A 19,949-nucleotide genomic window follows, 5' to 3' on the forward strand; every position below is an offset into this window, starting at 1 on the left:
TCAGTTCCGCTTGTCGCCGGCGTAATAGACCCACTTCTTCGACGACCAGAACGCGACGAGGGTCAATACGGTGATGATGACGAAGAGCACCCAGGCAATGGCCGAGGCATAGCCCATGTTGAACTTCTTGAAGGCCTCGTCATAGATGTAGAGAGGCAGGAGATAGGTGGATTTGAGCGGCCCGCCCTGGGTGATGATGTAGGGACCGTTGAACTCCTGGAAGGCCTGGACCATCTGCATGATCAGGTTGAAGAAGATCACCGGCGTCAGGAGCGGCAGGGTGATGAAGAAGAAGGTGCGGATCTTGCCGGCGCCATCGATGGCTGCCGCCTCATAAAGCGACTTGTCGATCGATTGCAGAGCCGCCAGGAAGATCACCATGGCCGAGCCGAACTGCCAGCAGCGCAGAAGCGTGATGGTGAAAAGCGCATTGGTCGGATCGCCGAACCAGTCCACAGGATCAAGTCCGACGGTCACGAGCGCCATATTGGCCAGGCCTTCTGTCGCAAAGATATAGCGCCACAGGACGGCGATCGCGATCGATCCGCCGAGGATCGATGGCACGTAGAAAGCCGTGCGGAAGAAACCGATGAAGCTCAGCCGATAGTTGAGGATCGCCGCAATGAAGAGCGCGAAGGCGAGTTTCAGCGGCACGGTCAGGAAGACATAGATCAACGTGACATTCAGCGACTTCAGGAATGTCCGGTCGCGGGTCAGCAGGCGCTCGTAATTCGCGAGACCCGTCCAGCGCGCCTCGTTCATCAGGTCGTAGCTGGTGAAGCTCAGATAAAAGGAAACCACGAACGGGATCGCCGTGAACACCATCAAGCCGATGATATAAGGCGCCAGATAGGCGTAACCCATAAGCCGGTTACTCTTCATGCCAGCACCCCAAGCATGCCTGTCGAGACAATTTCTTCAGATACACTTTCGTACAAGTTCGACTCCCATATCGACGCAGTCGTTCCAACCCATTCAGGCTGACCTTCCTGCGATCCGATCTCCTCCCTGAAAATCGGCTGGCAAATTTGGTTTGCGCCGTGACATTCCTCCAATTCCTCGCCAGAATACATTGACGAACGGGAGGAAAAAGATGGACAAAATCGAAGGTGGAATTCTTTCCGCCATTCCGCCTGCCGCCCTGTCGCTGACGCTGACCCGTGCGGCAATCCGGATGGAGCATTCGCACACCTGGCAGATCGACAAGACCAACCCGGTTGAAGACCTCGTCATCTGTCTCGAAGGACGTGGGCATTATCATGTCGCCGGGCAGCCACGCATGATGGAACCGGGTGACGCAATGCTCATCCGGCGTAACGAGCGCTTCCTTGGATGGAACGAGCAGACGGAAATCTATCTGGGTGTGGCCCAGCATTTCAGTCTCGACATATATGGGCGTCACAACCTTCTGGCGCAGATGGATCTGAACCCGAAGGTGCATTTGAGCCGCTGGTCGCTGCTTGAGCCCCTGGTGCGTCACTATCGCCAGAGCGCGCCGCCCTCCTCGGTGACGCTCGCCCAGCATCACCTTTTCATGGTGCTGTTGATTGCCTATGTGGAAGACGCGTTCCTGGGGTGGCGGGATCAGGCCACCTTCCAGCCGGAAGGGTCTGACGCGATCAACCTTGCGGTCATGAAGGCTGCATCCATGATTTCGGCGCATCCCCTCGACCCGGAGATTGCAACGAAGGCGGTCGAGAACTCGCCTTATAACCAGGATTATTTCCTGCGCGAATTCCAGAAGCGGATCGGGCGCACGCCGCGGAAGTTCCAGGAGTTCAAGCGTATGGAAAGGGCGATGCACTTTCTCGAGGCAGGTCTGCCTGTTGCGTCGGCTGCTGCGGAAGTGGGCTATGCCGACCCCTATTACTTTTCGCGGATGTTCAAGCGCACCATCGGCATCAGCCCACGTGAACATATCGCCAAGGTGCGAGAAAGCCGGCATGGCGGCCTGATGAAACTCGACGAAGCGGAACAGCAGATGCATCTCGCAGCCGCCACCGCCCGGGCCCCGTGATCGGGCCCGGACGGGAAATGCAGCGGGATTAGCGCGCCAGCCAACCGCCATCGACGTTGAGGACGGCGCCATGCACATAGTCGGACGCAGGCGCAGCAAGGAAGACGGCAGCACCTGCAATATCCTCGGCCCGCCCCCAGCGACCCGCCGGAATTCGGTCGAGGATCGACTTGTTCCGGTCCGCATCGGCGCGCAACGCTTCGGTATTGTTCGTCTCGATATAGCCCGGCGCAATCGCATTGACGTTGATGCCGCGTGCTGCCCATTCATTGGCAAGCAGCTTGGTCAGCCCGGCAACGCCATGCTTCGAGGCCGTGTAAGAGGGAACGCGAATGCCGCCCTGGAAGGAGAGAAGCGAGGCAATATTGATGATCTTGCCCGGTTTTCCGACGGCAAAGAGCGCACGGGCAAAAGCCTGACTGGTAAAGAACACCGCCTTGAGATTGACGTCCATGACGTCATCCCAATCGGCCTCGGTGAAATCCGTGGCGTCCGCGCGGCGAATGATACCGGCATTGTTGACCAGGATGTCGATATTCTCACCGTCGAAGATGTTAGCTGCGGCCATGGGATCGCTGAAGTCGATGGCCAGCGCCTGCGCCTTGCCGCCCGCCTCCGCAATCATGGCAAGCGTTTCGTCCGGCGCCCGACGGGCGGCACAGATGACTTCCGCACCGGCTGCCGCCAGACCGACGGCAATCGCCTGGCCAAGGCCGGTATTGGCGCCGGTCACCAGCGCCTTGCGACCGTGAAGGGAAAAGACGGCGCTCATCTCAGTGCCGCCGGCTGGACAAATTCCATGTCCGTATAGTCGACATTGTCACCGGCCATCGCCCAGATGAAGGTGTAAGTGCCGATGCCCGCGCCCGAATGGACCGACCACGGCGGCGAGATGGCGCCTTCCTCATTGGCGATGAAGAGATGACGGGTTTCCTGCGGCTCGCCCATCAGGTGCAGCACCCGCGACGTCTCTTCCATGCCAAAATAGAGATAGGCTTCCATACGCCGGTCATGCACATGGGCCGGCATGGTGTTCCAGACCGAGCCGTCCTCAAGGGTCGTGTAACCGAGCACCAGCTGGCAGCTTTCCATGACGAGCGGATGGATGAACTGGTTGATCGTGCGCTTGTTGGAGGTCTCGACTGCGCCGAGCTTTACTTCCTTGCTGTCGGCAAGCGTCACGAGGCGCGCAGGAAGGCTGCGATGTGCAGGGCAAGAGGTGATGTAGAAGCGGCCGTTTCCGCCAAAGGTGACAGGTCCGGACCCGGCGCCGAGATAAAGCACGTCGCCACGGTTCAGCGTGTAGGTCTCGCCGCCCGCCGAGACGGTTCCTGTGTCACCGATATTGACCACGCCCATTTCGCGACGGTCGAGGAAAGACGGCGTCTTCGTCTCTTCCACCTTGTCGAGCGTCAACTGGGCACCAGCCGGCACCGCGCCGCCCATGACGAAGCGATCATAATGCGTATAGATCAGCCGGATCTCGCCACTCTTGAACATGTTCTCGGCCAGAAAATGCCGGCGCAAGCCCGCGGTATCCAGCGTTTTTGCGTGTTCCGGGTGAACGGCTTGCCTGGTCTCAACGGATAGCATCTGACTCCTCCTCATCAACTTGTAATACGAGTTAGCCTTTATTGTATGATAGGCGCAGGAGGTCAAGTCTTCCCGACCGGCGACCGTCAGAAAGCAACATCGAACTGGCAGGCAGCGAAAGTGAGAGGAACGGTTAGGGCTCAAGCCCCGCACACCGGGCGGTGTTGCGGATATGGGCTTCCATTTCGCGGCGGGCGAGCGGGCCATCATTTGCTCGGAGTGCCGCGATGATACGGCGATGCTCGGCAATCGACTGGCGCATGCGCTCCGGGTCCGTGATCGGGATTGGTTGGCGCTGCGTTTCCGTCACCTGGTCGCGCACTGTTTGATAAAGCGCTTTCAGCATGGCGTTGGAGCAGGCAGAGACGATGAGCCCATGAAATTCAAGATCAGCATCGACATTGGCCAGCAGGTCCTGGCTCGCCCAGCACTCTTCCATGGTTTTCGTGGCTTGCTCCATCTTGTCGAGCTCCAGCTTCGTCAGTCGACCGGCGGCAAGCCCGGCGATCTCGCCTTCGAGCATGATACGGGTCTGGAAGACGTCAAAGACCGAATAGCTGTCAGAGTAGCGCCAAGGCGCCATATGGCCTGAAGTGCCGGGCGCGGCGCGTGACGGCTCGGCAACGAAGGTCCCCCGACCGGCCTCCGTCTTCAGGAGACCCAGCGTTTCAAGCGTCAGCAGCGCTTCGCGCAGCGAGGCGCGGCTGATGCCGAACTTCAGGGAGAACTCCCGCTGGGAGGGGATTTTTTCGCCGGGCTTCAACTGGCCGGACTGGATCATGCCCTGGATCTCGCGCGCCACAGACTGCGGTAGAAGCGTCTTGTTGAACATGCGATCCCTTTTCTCGCCTCTTGCCAGAGGTCCAATCTATTTTTTCCAACACCATCTTGCCAAGCGGAAAGCAGCATGCTTGTTTGGTCTAACTGGTCTGACCAGTTAGACCAATGTAGATTGAGTCATGTTCAAAAAACAAGGGGAACTCTCATGACACGCGCATTCACACTCAAAGCGACGCTTCTTGCCGGCCTGATGACCGCTCTCGGTTCGGCGGGCGCCCAGGCCGCCGACTTCACTGTCGGCGCGAATATCGGCAATGTGCCGTGGGAATTCGAAGATGCTAGCGGCAAGGTCACCGGCTTCGAAGTCGATCTCGTCAACGAGATCGCCAAGCGCCTCGGCAAGACGGTGGAATTCGTCAACACGCCATTCAACGGCCTTTTCCCGGCGGTGCAGTCCGGCCGCATCAATATGGCGATCTCGTCGATCACCATCACCGAGAAGCGCCTGGAATCGGTGACCTTCGCCCAGCCCTATTATGACAGCGATCAGTCGCTCACCGTTACCGCCGCCTCCGGAATCACGGGCCTCAAGGACATGGGCGAAAAGGTCGTCGGCGTCGACACCGGCTCGACCGGCGACATGTGGGCCGAAGCCAACAAGGGCGAATACAAGCTTGGCGAAATCCGTCGCTTCGAAGGCCTGCAGCCGGCCATGCTCGATCTCGTCGCCGGCCGCGTCGACGGCTACATCTCCGACATCCCGGCGCTTCTCTACTACGTCAAGGACAAGCCGGAACTGAAGGTGGTCGAGCGCATTCCGACCGGCGAGAAATACTCGATCATGTTCAACAAGAACGACCCGCTCGCAACCGAAGTGAACGCCGTGATCACCACGCTGAAGCAGGAAGGCTTCATCGCCAAGCTGCACGAAACCTGGTTCGGCGCCAAGGCGGAAGACACGACCTCGACCGTTACCGTCCTCGATATGCCCAAGGGCAAGTAACCTGTGATGCATCCGGCGGGACGCCCATGTTCCGCCGGTTCACCAAGGGAGCCGATGCGGCATGACACTTCTCAATACCTTCTTCAATCTGCAGGTTCTTGCCGACAGCCTGCCCGCGCTTCTGTGGGGTCTGGTCGTGACGCTGCAGATCGGCGTGACCAGCATTGTCGTGGGTCTCGCCGGCGGGCTGTTTCTGGCGGTTTCCAGGCTCTATGCGCCCGGCTTCTTCAAGCTGCTGATCCGCGTTTACATCGACATCTTCCGCTCGATCCCGCTGCTCGTGCTCTTGATCGTCGTTTATTACGCGCTGCCCTTCGTCGGCATCCGCCTCTCGCCTTTCCTGTCTGCGGTGACGGCACTGTCGCTGGTCTCGGCGGCCTATACGGCTGAAATCTTCCGGGCCGGCATCGAGGCGATCCCGCATGGCCAGTTCGAGGCCTCGGCAGCACTTGGACTGTCCAACCGGCATACGATGATCGACGTGATCCTGCCCCAGGCGATCCGCATCGTCATTCCGCCGCTCACCAACAACTGCATCAACGTGATGAAGGATACGGCGCTCGCCTCCGTCGTTGCCATGCCGGATCTCCTCAAGCAGGCGACGCAGGCGCAGGCGCTTGCGGCCAACCCGACGCCGCTGATCGGGGCAGCGCTGATCTATATCGCCTTGCTCTGGCCGATGGTCGCCGTCGTCTCGCGTCTTGAGAAACACTTCAGCCGGGGGAAACGCTGATGACCACCCCTCTCATATCCATTCGCGGGCTGACCAAGGCCTATGGTACCTTCACCGTGCTGCATGGCATCGATCTCGACATTGCCGAAGGCGAAGTGGTCTGCGTGATCGGCCCGTCGGGCTCCGGCAAATCGACGCTGATCCGCTGCATCAATCACCTCGAAGCCTTCGCGCCGGAAAGCCGGATCACCGTGGACGGCATTCGCGTCGAGCCCGGTCCGGCGCTTGCCAAGGTCAGGGCCGAAGTCGGCATGGTCTTCCAGTCCTTCAACCTCTTCCCGCATATGACAGTCCTGAAGAACGTCATGCTCGCACCGATGCGGGTGCGCGGCACCCCAGAGGCAGACGCCGAACGCAAGGCGCGCGAACTGCTCGCCCGTGTCGGCATCTCGGAACAGGCGGAAAAGTTTCCCGGTCAGCTTTCCGGTGGCCAGCAGCAGCGCGTGGCGATCGCCCGGGCGCTTGCCATGGAGCCGCGTGTCCTGCTCTTCGACGAACCGACCTCGGCGCTCGACCCGGAAATGGTCGGCGAAGTGCTCGACGTGATGCGCAAGCTTGCAGGCACCGGCGTCACCATGATCGTCGTCACTCACGAAATGGGCTTTGCCCGGCAGGTCGCAGACCGGGTGATCTTCATGGACGGCGGACGGCTGGTCGAAAGCGGCAAGCCTGAGGAGATCTTCGACACACCCAAGCATGAGCGGACGCGCGGGTTTCTCCGCGCTGTCCTCAATCACTGAATAAGAAAAATACAATCGGAGGACCACAAGGATGGCCACAACCTCGCCGCTCAATCTCGAATTCGTCCGCAGCCAGTTTCCCGGCCTCGATCGCGGCTGGACCTTTTTCGACAATGCCGGCGGATCGCAGATCCTGAAAGGTGCCGTGGAGCGGATCAATACCTTCCTCTACGAGAAGAATGTCCAGATCGGCGGCTCCTACGAAGTATCACAGGCAGCAGCAGCCGCACTCTATGAGGCCCGCACCGCCGCGATGCATCTGGTGAATGCCGGGCGCCCCGAAGAAATCGTGTTCGGCAACTCGACCACGGCACTGCTGCAGAACCTTGCCCGCGCCATGCATAGCCAGCTATCCGAAGGCGATGAGATCATCATCACCGTCTCGGATCATGAGTCCAATATCGGCCCCTGGGACCGGTTGCAGGAACGCGGGATTGTTCTGAAGATCTGGCCGCTCAACAAGGATAGCCTGACCCTCGACCTTGCCGATCTCGCCCCGCTGATGAGTGACCGCACCAAGCTGGTCTGCGTTACCCATTGCTCGAACATTCTCGGTTCGATCAACCCGATCCGCACGATTGCAGATTTCGTTCATGCCCGCGGCGCGAAGATCTGCGTCGATGCGGTTGCCTATGCGCCGCACCGCGCGGTCGATGTGCAGGCCTTCGACGTCGATTACTACGTCTTCAGCCTCTACAAGACCTATGGTCCGCATTATGCGCTGATGTACGGCAAATACGACCTCTTGCTCGAACTCGACACGCTCTACCACTATTTCTATGGTCGCGACAAAGTGCCGGGTAAGCTGGAGCCGGGCAATCCCAACTATGAGCTTGCCTATTCGACCTGTGGCATTGTCGACTATCTGGTGACGCTCGGCGAGCAGGCCGGCGAAACCGGGACGACCCGGCAGAAAATCGAAGCGGCCTATGGCGCGATCACGACGCAGGAAGATGCCCTGACCGAACGGCTTCTTGCCTATCTGCGCTCGCGCAATGACTGCACGATCGTCGGGCAATCCGTAAACCGAGAAAGCCATCGGGTGCCGACCATCGCCTTCCGCTTCGACGGACGCGAAGCCGGCGAATTGTGCAAGGCGATGGATGCCGAGAAGATTGCCATGCGTTTCGGCGATTTTCACTCGCGCCGACTTGCCGAATATCTCGGGCTGACCGACCATGGCGGCATGCTGCGCGTTTCGATGGTGCATTACAATACCATTGAGGAAGTGGACCGCTTTACCGCAGCACTGGACCGGATCCTCTCCGGCGAGGCTGGGCTTGCCAAAGCCAGCTGAAGACGACGACCTGTAAAGCAAGGAGACTGGCATGCGCTTCGATACGGTAATCCGACATGGGACGGTGGTGACGGCAAGCGACACCTTCGTCAGCGACGTCGGCATCAAGGATGGCCGGATCGCAGCACTCGCCGCAGAACTCACGGATGCGGACGAGGTGATCGATGCGACCGGCCTTTTCGTGCTGCCGGGCGGTATCGACAGCCATGTGCATCTCGACCAACCCTCCGGCGACGGCATCGTCATGGCCGATGACTTCGACAGCGGCACGCGCTCAGCCGCGATCGGCGGCAACAGCACGGTTCTCGCCTTTTGCATGCAGGAGAAGGGCCAGTCGCTGCGCGACGCCTTGAAGGTCTATCACGCCAAGGCGGAGGGGAAGTGTCATGTCGACGTGTCTTTCCACCTCGTCATCACGGATCCAACGGCAGAAGTTCTCGGCCAGGAACTGCCGGCCCTCGTTGAGGATGGCTACACATCGCTCAAGGTCTTCATGACCTATGAGGGCCTGCGCCTGCGCGACGACGAGATCCTCGCGACGCTCGACACGGCACGCCGCACCGGTGCGCTGGTCATGGTCCACTGCGAAAACGAGGATGCGATCCGCTACCTGATCGGACGGCACGAGGAAGAGGGCAAACTCGCGCCGAAATACCATGCCACGACCCGGCCGGTTGCCGCAGAACGCGAGGCAACACACCGCGCATTGTCGCTTGCCGAAATCGTCGATGTGCCCATCGTCATCGTCCACGTCTCCAACCGCGAGGCGATGGAGGAAATCCGAAGAGCCCGTCAGCGTGGCCAGAAGATCGCCGGCGAAACCTGTCCGCAATATCTGATGCTGACCGCCGACGACCTCGATCTCGACGGCATGGACGGGGCGAAATTCGTCTGCTCCCCTCCGCCCCGCGACAAACCGAGCCAGGATGCCTGCTGGGAGGGGCTCGAACAGGGCGTTTTCGATCTCTTTTCCTCTGACCATTGCCCCTTTCGGTTCGACGATCCGGAAGGCAAGCTCAACGAGAAGGGAAAGCGGCATTTCCGCTGGATCCCGAACGGCATTCCTGGTGTAGCAACCCGCCTGCCGATCCTCTTTTCCGAAGGGGTGATGAAAGGCCGGATTGATATCAACCGCTTTGTCGCGCTGACATCGACCAATCACGCCAAGCTTTACGGCATGTATCCGCAAAAGGGCACGATCGCGATCGGGGCAGATGCCGATATCGCGCTCTGGGACCCGAAGAAGCAGGTGACGCTCACCAACGACATGCTGCAGCATGGGGCTGACTACACGCCCTATGAGGGACTGGATATCAAAGGCTGGCCCGTCCATCTCATGGTGCGTGGAAAGACCGTCGTCCACGGGCAAGAACTGGTCGGTGGTGACCCAGTCGGCCTCTACCAGGCACGTGGCCGCTCGGGGCTGGTTGCCCCTCCAAAGTAAAACGGGGGCTTGTTCAGCGGTGATTACCGCGCCGCCCAATCATCAGCCCTGTGAATCGGTCGCCCCGGTTAGATTCAAAACTCTCGTTGGACGAAAAGACCCGAATATTCGAGTCTCGTCCCATGAATGCAGAGCCCGACCACCAGATTTATATCGAACGCATCGACCCGGCCAAGAACATGGCCCGCTTCTATGCCATGGAGATTTCGACGTCACTGTTTGGCGGCATCTGCCTCACGCGGATCTGGGGGCGGATTGGCCGGCGCGGACAGACGAAGATGCATCTCTTCGAGCAGGAAGCCGAGGCCGTGGACCTCTTCCGCGATCTCATCCGGCGCAAACATGCCCGTGGCTACCGGCCGCCAGTGCGTTGAAGGCACCCAGAAGACACCATCTTTCATGCCTCCGATGCCCCGTCGCCGCTGCTGTCCGTGGCCATGGGATCGGCAACCCACAGGCCAAAGTCGAGACGACCCGCGCACGAAATCCCGGCGCGGGCTTCTTGTGGGTAGCGTGCGACGAGCAGCGCATTTCCCGGTCATCTGAAACCAGGATCGAGGCTTCAGACCGCGATCAGTACTTCCACGCCGCGGCGCTCGAATTCGCGGGCGACCCTGTCGGGAATGCCGTCATCCGTGATCAGCGATTGGATGACATCGAGAGATCCGAGACGGGTGAAGGACGAACGTCCGATCTTGGAGGAATCCGCCACGAGATAGACATGGGCGGCGGCCTTGATCATGGCTTCCTTCAACTGCAGATCCGCAAAGCTCGGATAGGTAAGTCCGGCCTCCAGATCCACGCCCGCCGTCGCAAGAAACAGCTTTCCGGCAAAGATATTGCTGAAATATTCGACCGATTTGTCACCGGAGAGCGACAGTGTCGGCGATTTGAACTGACCGCCGGGCATGTGCACGGCAAACGTCGGCACTGCCCCCAGAATGATCGCGATGTTCAGTGCGTTCGTGATCAGGGTCAGATTGCGGCGATTGGTCAGCCGCATGGCGATTTCGGTCGTCGTGGTGCCGGCATCGAGGATCAGCGTTTCGCCATCCTTGACCAGACCAGCTGCAAGCGCGCCGATCTTGCGCTTCTTGTCCATGTTCTCCTGATGATGGAGCGTCATGGTGCCGGTCTGCGGTGCCACCGAATTCAGGTAGGCACCGCCATGTTCGCGGGTGATGAAGCCCTCGTTTTCCAGCCGCTCGAGATCCTGACGGATCGTCGCTTCCGACACATGGAAAGCCGAAGCCAGTTCCCGGACGCGGGCCGAGCCCTCTTCCTGCAACCATTCCAGAATTCTGCGCCGCCGTGGTTCGGACAGGAGCCCGATCATGGAGTCGGAAGATTCAGTCTCTGTCTTCGCTTCCATCTGACGGTCCAAACCTCGAATTTCGCAAGCAAACGATACTGATCGATTTAAGCTGACCCTTCGCTTACAACAAGTGCCTGCCGGTTGAAATCCTCAAGCCGCCTGCTGCTGCAACACCACACGCGCCTGCAGCTTCTGCTGCACTTGGTCGACGACTACGGCGGCGATGATGACAAGCCCCTTGATGACAGTCTGCCAGAAGGACGAGACGCCCATCATGATCAGGCCGTCGGCAAGAATGCCGATGACGAAGGCGCCGACGATCGTGCCGCCGATGCGACCACGTCCACCCGACATCGAGGTTCCGCCCAACACGGCTGCCGCGATGGCATTAAGCTCGAAGGTCTCACCGGTCGCGGGATGGCTGGCCTGCAGCTGGGAGGCGATGATCAGGCCGACCAAAGCCGCACAGAAGCCGGAAAACATATAGACGAAAAGCTTGATGCGATCGACGTTAACACCGGAGAGAGCTGCACCGCGTTCATTGCCGCCCACGGCATAGATATGCCGGCCAAGTGGCGTCCGGGTTGCGAAATAGGCTGCGAGCAAAGCGACGACAACCATGATCCAGACGGACAACGGGAAACCGAGCAGGGTTCCGGAACCGATCAGCCTGAAGGTATCGGAGCCGTAGTCTGCATTGCCTGCGAGGTTCGGGAAGGTCCGGCCATCGGAGAAGAGAAGGGCCGCACCGCGCGCAACATAGAGCGTTCCGAGTGTTGCGATGAACGGCGCCACGTTGAGTTTGGTAATCAGCAAGCCGTTGACGAGGCCGATGATGACACCGACGATCGCAACAATCAGGCAGATCTCCAGCGTGTTGAACTGCAGGCTGTAGCCGATCTGCAAGTCGATCCCGTAAAGCACGAGGTAACCCGCCACCATCGCGCAGAGGCCGACAATCGAACCCACAGAGAGGTCGATGCCGCCTGAAACGATGACGAATGTCATGCCAATGGCGAGCAGTGCATTGAGGGCCACATGCTTGGAAATGATCAGCATGTTGGCGCCGCTGAGGAAGTTCGGTGCAGCAATGGCGAAGAAGGCGAAGACCAGGATCAGCGCGACGAAGGTGCGCATACGCAGCAGCAGCAGAAGCGCGGAAGCTTGGGAGGAGGTGCCGGCCGACTTGGGCGTGGACATGGTGGCGGAGCTGCTCATTGGTGTTCGACCCTGTTCAAATTGGGCGTTGCTGCGGAAATCACGTCCGAAGCGGCGGCTCCGGCCGGAAAGTCTCCGGTCAGCCTGCCATTCGCCATCACGAGAATACGGTCGGAGAGGGCAAGCACCTCCTCCAGATCCGAGGTTACGAAGAGAATGCCCAGACCATCGGAAGCGAGCTTGCGCATGGTCCGGAAAATTTCGGCCTTGGCACCGATATCGATGCCGCGAGACGGCTCGTCCATCAACAGGATGCGCGGCTTCGTCATCAGCGCCTTGCCGATGACCACCTTCTGCTGGTTGCCGCCGGACAGGCTGGAGACTGGATGTTCAAGGCTGGCAATCTTGATCGCCATGCGCTTGACGAATTCCACGGCCTTTGCCGCTTCCGCCTTGAGGCTGAGATGAAAGCCCTTGGTGAAATCGCCGAGCGACGACAGCGTGAGGTTCTCGCGGATCGACATGATCTGGACGAGACCGTCGCGCTTGCGGTCCTCAGGGATCAGAGCCAGACCGCGCCGGATCCGGCCCGACACGCTCTTTTCCCGAACCAGGTCGCCCTGAATGTAAAGCTGTCCCGAGGATGCGGGATGCTGGGCCATGATGCATTCGAGCAATTCCGAACGCCCTGCCCCCATCAATCCATAGAGGCCAACGATTTCGCCCGCCCGCACGGATAGCGACATGTGGTCTACGAGATAGCCACCGGCGGGACGCGGCAGGCAGACATTGTCGACACGGAAGACTTCGGGGCCGAGATCATGCTGCTCGGTTTTCGGAAATTCCTTCGATGCGCTGCCGATCATGTTGGCCACGATCCACGGGATATCGACGCCCTGCATGGAGCGCGCGCCGGTGATCACGCCGTCACGCAGAACGGTGATGTAGTCGCCGATCCGGATCAGCTCCTCAAGCCGGTGCGAGATGTAGACGATGCCGACGCCCTGCCGCTTGAGATCGCCGATCACCCGGAAAAGCACTTCGACTTCTGTTGCGGACAGGGCGGAAGTTGGTTCGTCGAGGATCAGGATCCGGGCGTTTTCCGCCAGCGCCTTGGCGATCTCTATGATCTGCTGCTGCCCGATCCTGAGATTGCCGAGCGGAGTGTCCGGATCGATATCCTGCTCCAGCCGCTTCATCAGCGCACGGGCGGCAGCCGACTGCCCTGCCCGGTCGATATGAACGCCGCCGATCGTTTTCTCGTGACCGACGAAGATGTTTTCGGCGACCGTCAGGTTCGGGAAAAGATTGAGTTCCTGGAAGACGATGCCAACCCCGTGGCGCGCCGCATCGGCACGGTCGGCAAAAGTCACCGGCTTGCCGTCAAGCGTGATCGTGCCGCCGTTCAGCTGCTCGACACCGGCAATCACCTTCATCAAGGTGGATTTGCCGGCACCGTTTTCCCCGACGAGGACGTTGACGGCACCGAGGCGCAGATCGAAATCGACGTTTTTCAGCGCCTGCGTACCGGGATAAACCTTGGAGCCATTGCGGATCGTCAGGCCGACGGGATGTTCTTCGCTCATGGCACGACCTCGATGGAGACCGGCGTCACCAGCGGCTTTTCCTTGGCCGAACGCAGGACGACGGCGCCGAGGAAGCGAACGACCTTGCCCTTCAGCGCGACATCGGCAGGCGGCAACGCCGCGATAGCACGATCGTTCAGCGCACGGCCAAGCTTCGCGTATTCGATCTGGTCGCGGAAGGTCGAAAAATCATAAAGGGGGGTCGCATCGCGCAGCGCGGTTCCCTTGACCACGGGACCAAGCTGCAGCGTGGCATCGGCTGCGCCGTCGCCATCAATATCGATCTCGGCAATCGCTGCCTTCGTGGCGCGGTTCTCCGCAACAACGACCCCTTGTCCCTTAAGGGCAAAATTCCAGCCGCCACCGGCACCGCCGACGCGCACGCCATGCGACTGGCCTGCGGTATCGATACCTGCCTTCAGCGCCTCCCGGAGCACGGCAAGATCGACGGCTTTTTCCGAGAGTGCGGGCACGAGCTTCGGCGCGAAGCTTTCGTCAACAAGCTTGACCAGCGGATCCTCTGCCACCCCATCGGCGCTCTCGATCTTCACCAGCTTGCAGCCCGAAAGGCACAACAAGGCGAGCATGCTCGCGGTGAGCAAGACGGATTTCTTCATCGAAGGACCATTTCTTTCAACAGAACGAACCACCCGGAGCGCGAGCACTCCAGGTGGCGACTTGGCGTTCTCAGGGCTTCAGCGCGAAGGTCTCGAGCTTGGACGCATTTTCCCCGTTGATCAGGATGCAATCCATCAGCTGCTTTTCATCGACGCCGGTCGAGCCGGTCTTGATGAACTTGTCGGCCTGCTCGACGGCAAGCTGCGCCTGCTGGTAGGCCGGCTGCAGGACGGTTGCCTTGATGCCGCCCTTTGCGATGGAATCGCGGACATCGTTGGAGCCGTCGAAGCCGACGACGATGACGTCCTTGCGGCCGGCTGCTTCAAGCGCCGCATAGGCGCCCATGGCCATCGTGTCATTGCCGGAAATGACGCCCTTGATGTCCGGATGCGCCTGCAGCATCGATTCCATCACGGTATAGGCTTCCGTCTGCGACCAGTTCGCCGTTTGGCGGGCCACGGACTTCATGCCGGAATACTGGTCGATCACATCGTGATAACCCTGCGAGCGGATGCCGGCATTGGTGTCGGATTCCTTGCCGACGAGTTCGGCATAATTGCCTTCCTCACCCATCAGCTTGACGAATTCCTCGGCGCCGAGCTGTGCGCCCTGGTAGTTGTTCGAAACGATCTGCGACACGGCAACGCCGGTCGCCGTGATTTCGCGGTCGATCAGGAAGGACGGAATGCCCTTGTCCTTGGCCTTCTGCACAGCGGCGACGGAAGCATCCGCACCGGCGTTGTCGAGGATGATCGCCTTGACGCCCGCAGCGATGGCGCTGTCGAACAGCTCGTTCTGCTTGTTGGCATCGTCATCATGCACGAGGATCATTGTCTCGTAGCCCAGTTCCTTTGCCTTGGCCGCGGCACCGTCCGCCTCCGCCTTGAAGAACGGATTGTCGTGGCTCGGCGTGATGATGGCGATCGTATCCGCAGCCATAGCGAAGCCAGGCACAAAGCCGGACAGGCTTAGGGCGCAAACGGATACCAGCAAACGTCTTGAAATTTTCATGAGAACCTCCCTTTCTCGCAAGCCACAAGTCGTGACCTGTCCAATTCCTATCGAATGATTTCGAATTCTGTCAATCTGTTTTTGTTTTATGATGCAAACTGTCGATTTCTTTCGCCCCATGCTGCAAACGCGCGCAAAATCAGATGATTCATATCGCAATGCAGCAATTCAGCCCGCAAAATTGAAAAAACCCTTGCCGAGATTTATAAGATATGGAAGATATCGAAATCAAACAAAAGCATTCGAAAGACAACTATTGCAGCCCAGGGCTAAAAGCCGCCATTTGCGGCCGAAGCCCTCTGATGGGGGTTCGCGTGGTCTTTTGCAGTCGACAACGGAGGAGTGATCTATGACGACACAGCGTTTTGGCGCCGGCATCTGGCATTTTGCAACCTATGTGGATCGGTATGCGACCGACGGCTATGGCGCACCGCGCAGCGTCATCGACGCGATCGATCTTGCCGGACAGGTCAAGGACCTCTCCGTCGTCGACATCAACTACCCCTTCTTCGGCGGCGACTTCTCCAATGCCCAGATCAAGGAAGCGCTCGACCGTAACAAGCTCGGCGTCATCGGCATCACGCCGGAAATCTATACCCGCGAATTCTCGAAGGGCTCCTTCACCAACCCCGACGCGGGCGTTCGCCGCCGCACCCATGAACTGGTGACGGAAGCCTGCGACCAGGTCCGCTATTTCGGCGCCGACTACGTCAAGCTCTGGCCCGGCCAGGACGGTTGGGACTACCCCTTCCAGGTTGACCACGGCACCCTGTGGAAGCATTCACTCGACGGCGTGGGACAGCTTGCAGCCGAAAACCCGGACCTCAAATTCGTCATCGAATACAAGCCGCGCGAACCGCGCGTGCGCATGAGCTTCGGCTCTGTGGCCCGCACGCTGCTCGGCATAGAAAAGATCGGCCTGCCCAATATCGGCATCCTTCTCGATTTCGGCCATGCGATCATGGGTGGCGAATCCGCCGCCGACAGCGCGCAGCTCGCCATCGACTACGGTCGTCTCTTCGGCATGGACGTGAACGACAACTACCGCAGCTGGGACGACGATCTGGTTGCCGGCAGCCTGCATCCGATCGAGATCTTCGAATTCTTCTATGTGCTGCGCAAGAATGGCTGGGATGGCGTCTGGCAGCTCGACCAGTTCCCGTTCCGCGAGGACAGCATCGCAACGGCGAACCACGCAATCGACTTCCTCAAGGCCGCATCGAAGGGGCTGGATGCGCTCGATATCGATGCGCTCAAGGAGGCCCAGAGCCGGCATGATGCCATCGCCGCATTGCGGATTGCTCAGAAGGCACTGTTCGGCGCCATGTGAGCGCCGGTTGCGGAAGGGTTCGGCCCTGACTGAAAGGCTTATTGAATGCTGAAGAACGATACGGTTCAAACCATACGGGACAAGGCGCTGTGGATGCGCCGACGGGCCTTCAGGATGGTCCATGAGGCCCAGCTCGGGCATCCGGGCGGCGATTTCTCCGCCATCGACATCATCGCGACCCTCTATTTCGGCGTGATGCGTTTCGATCCGGCAAAGCCCGACCTCGAAGGGCGGGACCGGTTCATCATGTCGAAGGGGCATGCAACGGGAGCGCTTTATACGGCGCTCTGTGCCGCAGGCTACTATCCCGAGGATTGGCTTTCGACCTACATGCAGCCGAACTCGAAGCTGAACGGCCATCCGAACCGCAACTATCTTCCGGGTGTCGAGACGAATACCGGACCGCTCGGGCACGGCATGCCGGTCGCGCTGGGGATCGCCATCGCCGGCCAGATTTCCGGCAGCGATCACCGCACCTTCGTTCTGACCGGCGACGGCGAGTTGCAGGAAGGATCGAACTGGGAAGCTGCGATGACGGCCGGGCATCGCAAGCTCGAAAACCTGACGCTGATCGTTGACCGCAACCGCTTGCAGCAGGGCATGGGAACCGAAGAGACCAACGGTCTCGATCCGCTGGACGACAAGTTCCGCGCCTTCGGCTGGGAAGCCGTTATGGTCGACGGCCATGATGTCGGCGGGCTGCTCGATATCCTGTCGGAACCGCGCACGGGCAAGTCGAAGCCGCTTTGCGTCATCGCCAACACTGTCAAGGGCAAGGGTGTGTCCTTCATGGAAAACAAGGCATCCTGGCACCATGGCGTGCCGAATGCCGAACAGTTTGCAATTGCTATGGAGGAACTGGTCTGATGGCTGCTCCCGCCGCAAAACAAGATGGCTTCCATGATTGCCGCGACGCATGGGCGCGCACGCTGGAAGAGCTTGCCGCCGACAATCCTGATATCGTGGCCGTGGTCAACGATTCCGTCGGCTCGTCGAAACTTGGTGGCTTCCAGAAGAAGTTCCCCGACCGGCTGGTCAATGTCGGTATTGCAGAACAGACCATGGTCGGCGTCGGTGCCGGCCTTGCCAATGGCGGCAAGATTCCGTTCGTTTCGGCAGCGTCCTGTTTCCTCACCGGCCGCGCGCTGGAACAGGTCAAGGCCGACATTGCCTATGCTCGCTTCAACGTAAAGCTCGTCGGCCAGTCCTCGGGCGTCGCCTATGGTGAACTTGGTCCGACGCATCACTCGATCGAGGACTTTGCCTGGCTGCGACCGCTCGACGCAATCACCGTGATTGCGCCGGCCGATGCCTGGGAGACGGCCGAGGCCGTCAAATGGGCCGCGGCCCATGACGGTCCGGTCTATCTCCGCCTGAGCCGCATGCCGGTTCCCGATCTGGACATCGCGAACCGCGTCTTCCGGCCGGGCAAGGCGGAAGTCGTGCGGGAGGGCCAGGACGTGACCCTGATCGCCAGCGGCACCACCGTGCATCTGGCCGCCCGTGCCGCCAATGCCCTGCAAGCCGAAGGTGTCTCCGCTCGCGTCCTCAACATGGCGACGCTCAACCCGCTGGACGAGGCGGCGCTGTCCGCCGCAGCAAGCGAGACGGGCGCCATCGTGACGGTCGAGGAAGCCAATATTCGTGGCGGCCTTGGCGGTGCTGTCGCCGAATTCACCGCGGGTCACCTGCCCGTTCCGGTCGAGCGGGTCGGTTTCCCGGGCTTCGTTGTGACCGGCTCGGTTGACTGGCTGTTCGAACACTACGGCATTAGCGAAACCGGCATCGCGTCCGCTGCGCGCCGCGCCATTGCACGCAAAAGACCATGAAGCAGCCGCTCGTCATCGCCATTGACCAGGGCACGACCAATACCAAGGCCGTGCTTGTTGACGGGCAGGGCCACGTCGTTGCCAAGGCCTCCATACCGCTCCGGTCGACCTATCCGAAGCCCGGCTGGGCCGAGCAGGCGGCAGACGATATCTGGACCAGCGTCCAGGCTGTCATCGCGGATGTCGCAGCTCAGAGCCCGGTCGAGATTTCCGGCATCGCCATCAGCAACCAGCGCGAAACACTGGTTGTCTGGGATGCCCAAACTGGCAAGGCCATAACACCCGCCATTCTGTGGCAATGCCGCCGCACGGCATCCGCCTGCCAGGCACTGATCGAAGCTGGACAAAACGCGCGCGTGGAGAGCACGACCGGGCTTTCGATCAACGCCCTCTTTCCAGCCTCCAAGCTGGGATGGGTTATGGAATATGTCGAAGCGGCAGGCAAGCTTGCGGAACAGGGGCGCTTGCGGGCGGGCACCGTCGACAGCTGGCTGCTGTTCAGGCTGACCGGTGGAGCCGTCTTTGCGACGGATCACTCCAACGCGTCGCGCACGCAATTGTTCGACACGGCCAAGCTGGCCTGGAGCGAGGATCTCTGCCGGCTGTTCTGTGTCCCGGTCGCGGCACTTCCGCAGCCCCTGCCGTCTAACAGTGTTTTCGGTCAGACGCAGGAAGGCACAACCGCCCTTCCCGGCGGCGTTCCGATCCTGGCAATGATGGGTGACAGCCATGCCGCGCTGTACGGGCATGGCGTCCGCGCTCCCGGCCTCGTCAAGGCGACCTATGGCACGGGATCGTCGCTAATGACGCTCTCCGGTGAGCGCGTCCTGTCCGGCCACGGGCTTTCCAGCACGATTGCATGGTCGGACGATAGCGGCACTGCCTATGCCCTGGAGGGCAACATCACGGTATCGGCCCAGGCCATCGCCTTTGCCGCGACCATGCTCGGACTATCGGGGCCGCAAGCCTTGTCCGATCTTGCCGAGACCGTTCCGGACAGCGGCAATGTCACCTTCGTTCCCGCTCTGGCAGGCCTCGGCGCACCGCACTGGAACGACGAGGCGACGGGTACGATTGCCGGCATGACGCTGGCCTCGACGCCGGCGCATGTGGCCCGCGCCACGATGGAAGCAGTCGTGCTGCAGATTGCCGATGTTTTCCGGGCAATGGAGCAGGATACGGGCCAGCCTCTGGCCGGTCTTCTGGCTGACGGCGGCGCCTCGATGAATGATTTCCTGATGCAGCTTCAGGCCGATATCCTCGATCGCCCCGTCATGCGTGGCGATCAGGCGGAAGTGGGTGCCCTCGGTGCCGCCTCCATGGCGCTTCGCACCCTCGGCGTGATGCTTGACGAAACCAGCCATGCGCAGAACTTTGCGCCGGGCTCGATGGAGGATCAGAAGCGCCGGGATGTGCTTCACCGGTGGCAGCAGGCCATCGCACGAGTGAAAGCCTCAGTCGCAGATTAGTAGCATATGATGGATAGGGGGAGATG

General features: G+C 60.4%; 20 protein-coding genes. 11 read left to right on the forward strand and 9 right to left on the reverse strand.

What is annotated here, in order from left to right; all coding sequences use genetic code 11:
• On the reverse strand, window positions 1–882 hold the full coding sequence (locus ACSV9I_RS15685; RefSeq protein ID WP_438329804.1) for a carbohydrate ABC transporter permease: 882 nt from the start codon (window positions 880–882) through the stop codon (window positions 1–3).
• Between the two features lie 211 nt (window positions 883–1,093).
• On the opposite strand from ACSV9I_RS15685, the gene ACSV9I_RS15690 reads away from it, so the two are divergent.
• A complete protein-coding gene (locus tag ACSV9I_RS15690) occupies window positions 1,094–2,017 on the forward strand; it encodes a helix-turn-helix domain-containing protein (protein ID WP_438329805.1) in 924 nt (307 codons plus the stop codon).
• Window positions 2,018–2,045: 28 nt separating this feature from the next.
• On the opposite strand, the gene kduD is transcribed toward ACSV9I_RS15690, so the two are convergent.
• The 3 genes from kduD to ACSV9I_RS15705 all read right to left on the reverse strand — a co-directional run bounded on the left by kduD (window position 2,046) and on the right by ACSV9I_RS15705 (window position 4,442).
• Window positions 2,046–2,789, reverse strand: a complete 744-nt coding sequence (kduD, locus tag ACSV9I_RS15695) for a 2-dehydro-3-deoxy-D-gluconate 5-dehydrogenase KduD (RefSeq protein WP_438329806.1) — start codon at window positions 2,787–2,789, stop codon at window positions 2,046–2,048.
• Window positions 2,786–3,610: a 5-dehydro-4-deoxy-D-glucuronate isomerase gene (kduI, locus tag ACSV9I_RS15700; protein WP_438329807.1), complete on the reverse strand. Its 825-nt coding sequence runs from the start codon at window positions 3,608–3,610 to the stop codon at window positions 2,786–2,788. The genes kduD and kduI overlap by 4 nt, the downstream gene beginning before the upstream one ends.
• Window positions 3,611–3,743: 133 nt before the next feature.
• Window positions 3,744–4,442: a FadR/GntR family transcriptional regulator gene (locus ACSV9I_RS15705; RefSeq protein ID WP_438329808.1), complete on the reverse strand. Its 699-nt coding sequence runs from the start codon at window positions 4,440–4,442 to the stop codon at window positions 3,744–3,746.
• A gap of 153 nt (window positions 4,443–4,595) precedes the next feature.
• Between ACSV9I_RS15705 and ACSV9I_RS15710 the strand changes: the two genes are divergently transcribed.
• From ACSV9I_RS15710 to ACSV9I_RS15735, 6 genes are all read left to right on the forward strand, one after another.
• The gene (locus tag ACSV9I_RS15710) at window positions 4,596–5,393 is read left to right on the forward strand and encodes an ABC transporter substrate-binding protein (RefSeq protein ID WP_438329809.1); all 798 of its coding nucleotides are present in this window, start codon (window positions 4,596–4,598) and stop codon (window positions 5,391–5,393) included.
• 61 nt (window positions 5,394–5,454) lie between these two features.
• Window positions 5,455–6,126 (forward strand): amino acid ABC transporter permease, encoded by a 672-nt coding sequence (locus tag ACSV9I_RS15715; RefSeq protein WP_438329810.1) that lies wholly within the window; start codon window positions 5,455–5,457, stop codon window positions 6,124–6,126.
• Window positions 6,126–6,866 (forward strand): amino acid ABC transporter ATP-binding protein, encoded by a 741-nt coding sequence (locus ACSV9I_RS15720; RefSeq protein WP_054160363.1) that lies wholly within the window; start codon window positions 6,126–6,128, stop codon window positions 6,864–6,866. The genes ACSV9I_RS15715 and ACSV9I_RS15720 overlap by 1 nt, the downstream gene beginning before the upstream one ends.
• A 31-nt stretch (window positions 6,867–6,897) precedes the next feature.
• On the forward strand, window positions 6,898–8,163 hold the full coding sequence (locus tag ACSV9I_RS15725) for a cysteine desulfurase-like protein (protein WP_438329811.1): 1,266 nt from the start codon (window positions 6,898–6,900) through the stop codon (window positions 8,161–8,163).
• 31 nt (window positions 8,164–8,194) lie between these two features.
• On the forward strand, window positions 8,195–9,607 hold the full coding sequence (hydA, locus tag ACSV9I_RS15730; RefSeq protein WP_438329813.1) for a dihydropyrimidinase: 1,413 nt from the start codon (window positions 8,195–8,197) through the stop codon (window positions 9,605–9,607).
• Window positions 9,608–9,729: 122 nt separating this feature from the next.
• Window positions 9,730–9,981: a WGR domain-containing protein gene (locus tag ACSV9I_RS15735; protein WP_438329814.1), complete on the forward strand. Its 252-nt coding sequence runs from the start codon at window positions 9,730–9,732 to the stop codon at window positions 9,979–9,981.
• A gap of 188 nt (window positions 9,982–10,169) precedes the next feature.
• Here ACSV9I_RS15735 and ACSV9I_RS15740 read toward each other — a convergent pair whose 3' ends face one another.
• The 5 genes from ACSV9I_RS15740 to ACSV9I_RS15760 all read right to left on the reverse strand — a co-directional run bounded on the left by ACSV9I_RS15740 (window position 10,170) and on the right by ACSV9I_RS15760 (window position 15,295).
• Window positions 10,170–10,979: a DeoR/GlpR family DNA-binding transcription regulator gene (locus ACSV9I_RS15740; protein ID WP_438329815.1), complete on the reverse strand. Its 810-nt coding sequence runs from the start codon at window positions 10,977–10,979 to the stop codon at window positions 10,170–10,172.
• A 93-nt stretch (window positions 10,980–11,072) separates the two neighbouring features.
• Complete coding sequence (locus ACSV9I_RS15745) at window positions 11,073–12,122, reverse strand: ABC transporter permease (RefSeq protein WP_438330014.1); 1,050 nt, start codon at window positions 12,120–12,122, stop codon at window positions 11,073–11,075.
• A gap of 14 nt (window positions 12,123–12,136) precedes the next feature.
• Window positions 12,137–13,666, reverse strand: a complete 1,530-nt coding sequence (locus tag ACSV9I_RS15750) for a sugar ABC transporter ATP-binding protein (protein ID WP_438329816.1) — start codon at window positions 13,664–13,666, stop codon at window positions 12,137–12,139.
• On the reverse strand, window positions 13,663–14,283 hold the full coding sequence (locus ACSV9I_RS15755; protein ID WP_438329817.1) for a DUF2291 family protein: 621 nt from the start codon (window positions 14,281–14,283) through the stop codon (window positions 13,663–13,665). Before ACSV9I_RS15755 ends, ACSV9I_RS15750 begins: the two co-directional genes overlap by 4 nt.
• 70 nt (window positions 14,284–14,353) lie before the next feature.
• Entirely contained in the window at window positions 14,354–15,295 is a 942-nt protein-coding gene (locus tag ACSV9I_RS15760) for a D-ribose ABC transporter substrate-binding protein (protein ID WP_438329818.1), read from the reverse strand.
• A gap of 349 nt (window positions 15,296–15,644) precedes the next feature.
• Here ACSV9I_RS15760 and ACSV9I_RS15765 point away from each other — a divergent pair, with 349 nt between their 5' ends.
• Genes ACSV9I_RS15765 through ACSV9I_RS15780 form a run of 4 tightly spaced genes read left to right on the forward strand, consistent with a single transcriptional unit; the run spans window position 15,645 to window position 19,923 of the window.
• Window positions 15,645–16,625, forward strand: a complete 981-nt coding sequence (locus tag ACSV9I_RS15765; protein ID WP_054160347.1) for a sugar phosphate isomerase/epimerase family protein — start codon at window positions 15,645–15,647, stop codon at window positions 16,623–16,625.
• Window positions 16,626–16,670: 45 nt separating this feature from the next.
• Window positions 16,671–17,492 (forward strand): transketolase, encoded by an 822-nt coding sequence (locus tag ACSV9I_RS15770; protein WP_438329819.1) that lies wholly within the window; start codon window positions 16,671–16,673, stop codon window positions 17,490–17,492.
• The gene (locus ACSV9I_RS15775; RefSeq protein ID WP_438329820.1) at window positions 17,492–18,454 is read left to right on the forward strand and encodes a transketolase family protein; all 963 of its coding nucleotides are present in this window, start codon (window positions 17,492–17,494) and stop codon (window positions 18,452–18,454) included. The genes ACSV9I_RS15770 and ACSV9I_RS15775 overlap by 1 nt, the downstream gene beginning before the upstream one ends.
• Window positions 18,451–19,923 (forward strand): FGGY family carbohydrate kinase, encoded by a 1,473-nt coding sequence (locus tag ACSV9I_RS15780; protein WP_438329821.1) that lies wholly within the window; start codon window positions 18,451–18,453, stop codon window positions 19,921–19,923. The genes ACSV9I_RS15775 and ACSV9I_RS15780 overlap by 4 nt, the downstream gene beginning before the upstream one ends.
• The last annotated feature ends 26 nt before the right edge of the window (window positions 19,924–19,949 follow it).

Source organism: Rhizobium sp. G187, assembly GCF_051549525.1.
In the GTDB taxonomy this organism is placed as follows: domain Bacteria; phylum Pseudomonadota; class Alphaproteobacteria; order Rhizobiales; family Rhizobiaceae; genus Allorhizobium.

Excerpts from the sequence above, each read along its gene's own strand:
- ACSV9I_RS15685 (WP_438329804.1), bottom strand. The coding sequence starts at position 882 with ATGAAGAGTAACCGGCTTATGGGTTACGCCTATCTGGCGCCTTATATC.
- ACSV9I_RS15690 (WP_438329805.1), top strand. The coding sequence starts at position 1,094 with ATGGACAAAATCGAAGGTGGAATTCTTTCCGCCATTCCGCCTGCCGCC.
- kduD (WP_438329806.1), bottom strand. The coding sequence starts at position 2,789 with ATGAGCGCCGTCTTTTCCCTTCACGGTCGCAAGGCGCTGGTGACCGGC.
- kduI (WP_438329807.1), bottom strand. The coding sequence starts at position 3,610 with ATGCTATCCGTTGAGACCAGGCAAGCCGTTCACCCGGAACACGCAAAA.
- ACSV9I_RS15705 (WP_438329808.1), bottom strand. The coding sequence starts at position 4,442 with ATGTTCAACAAGACGCTTCTACCGCAGTCTGTGGCGCGCGAGATCCAG.
- ACSV9I_RS15710 (WP_438329809.1), top strand. The coding sequence starts at position 4,596 with ATGACACGCGCATTCACACTCAAAGCGACGCTTCTTGCCGGCCTGATG.
- ACSV9I_RS15715 (WP_438329810.1), top strand. The coding sequence starts at position 5,455 with ATGACACTTCTCAATACCTTCTTCAATCTGCAGGTTCTTGCCGACAGC.
- ACSV9I_RS15720 (WP_054160363.1), top strand. The coding sequence starts at position 6,126 with ATGACCACCCCTCTCATATCCATTCGCGGGCTGACCAAGGCCTATGGT.
- ACSV9I_RS15725 (WP_438329811.1), top strand. The coding sequence starts at position 6,898 with ATGGCCACAACCTCGCCGCTCAATCTCGAATTCGTCCGCAGCCAGTTT.
- hydA (WP_438329813.1), top strand. The coding sequence starts at position 8,195 with ATGCGCTTCGATACGGTAATCCGACATGGGACGGTGGTGACGGCAAGC.
- ACSV9I_RS15735 (WP_438329814.1), top strand. The coding sequence starts at position 9,730 with ATGAATGCAGAGCCCGACCACCAGATTTATATCGAACGCATCGACCCG.
- ACSV9I_RS15740 (WP_438329815.1), bottom strand. The coding sequence starts at position 10,979 with ATGGAAGCGAAGACAGAGACTGAATCTTCCGACTCCATGATCGGGCTC.
- ACSV9I_RS15745 (WP_438330014.1), bottom strand. The coding sequence starts at position 12,122 with ATGTCCACGCCCAAGTCGGCCGGCACCTCCTCCCAAGCTTCCGCGCTT.
- ACSV9I_RS15750 (WP_438329816.1), bottom strand. The coding sequence starts at position 13,666 with ATGAGCGAAGAACATCCCGTCGGCCTGACGATCCGCAATGGCTCCAAG.
- ACSV9I_RS15755 (WP_438329817.1), bottom strand. The coding sequence starts at position 14,283 with ATGAAGAAATCCGTCTTGCTCACCGCGAGCATGCTCGCCTTGTTGTGC.
- ACSV9I_RS15760 (WP_438329818.1), bottom strand. The coding sequence starts at position 15,295 with ATGAAAATTTCAAGACGTTTGCTGGTATCCGTTTGCGCCCTAAGCCTG.
- ACSV9I_RS15765 (WP_054160347.1), top strand. The coding sequence starts at position 15,645 with ATGACGACACAGCGTTTTGGCGCCGGCATCTGGCATTTTGCAACCTAT.
- ACSV9I_RS15770 (WP_438329819.1), top strand. The coding sequence starts at position 16,671 with ATGCTGAAGAACGATACGGTTCAAACCATACGGGACAAGGCGCTGTGG.
- ACSV9I_RS15775 (WP_438329820.1), top strand. The coding sequence starts at position 17,492 with ATGGCTGCTCCCGCCGCAAAACAAGATGGCTTCCATGATTGCCGCGAC.
- ACSV9I_RS15780 (WP_438329821.1), top strand. The coding sequence starts at position 18,451 with ATGAAGCAGCCGCTCGTCATCGCCATTGACCAGGGCACGACCAATACC.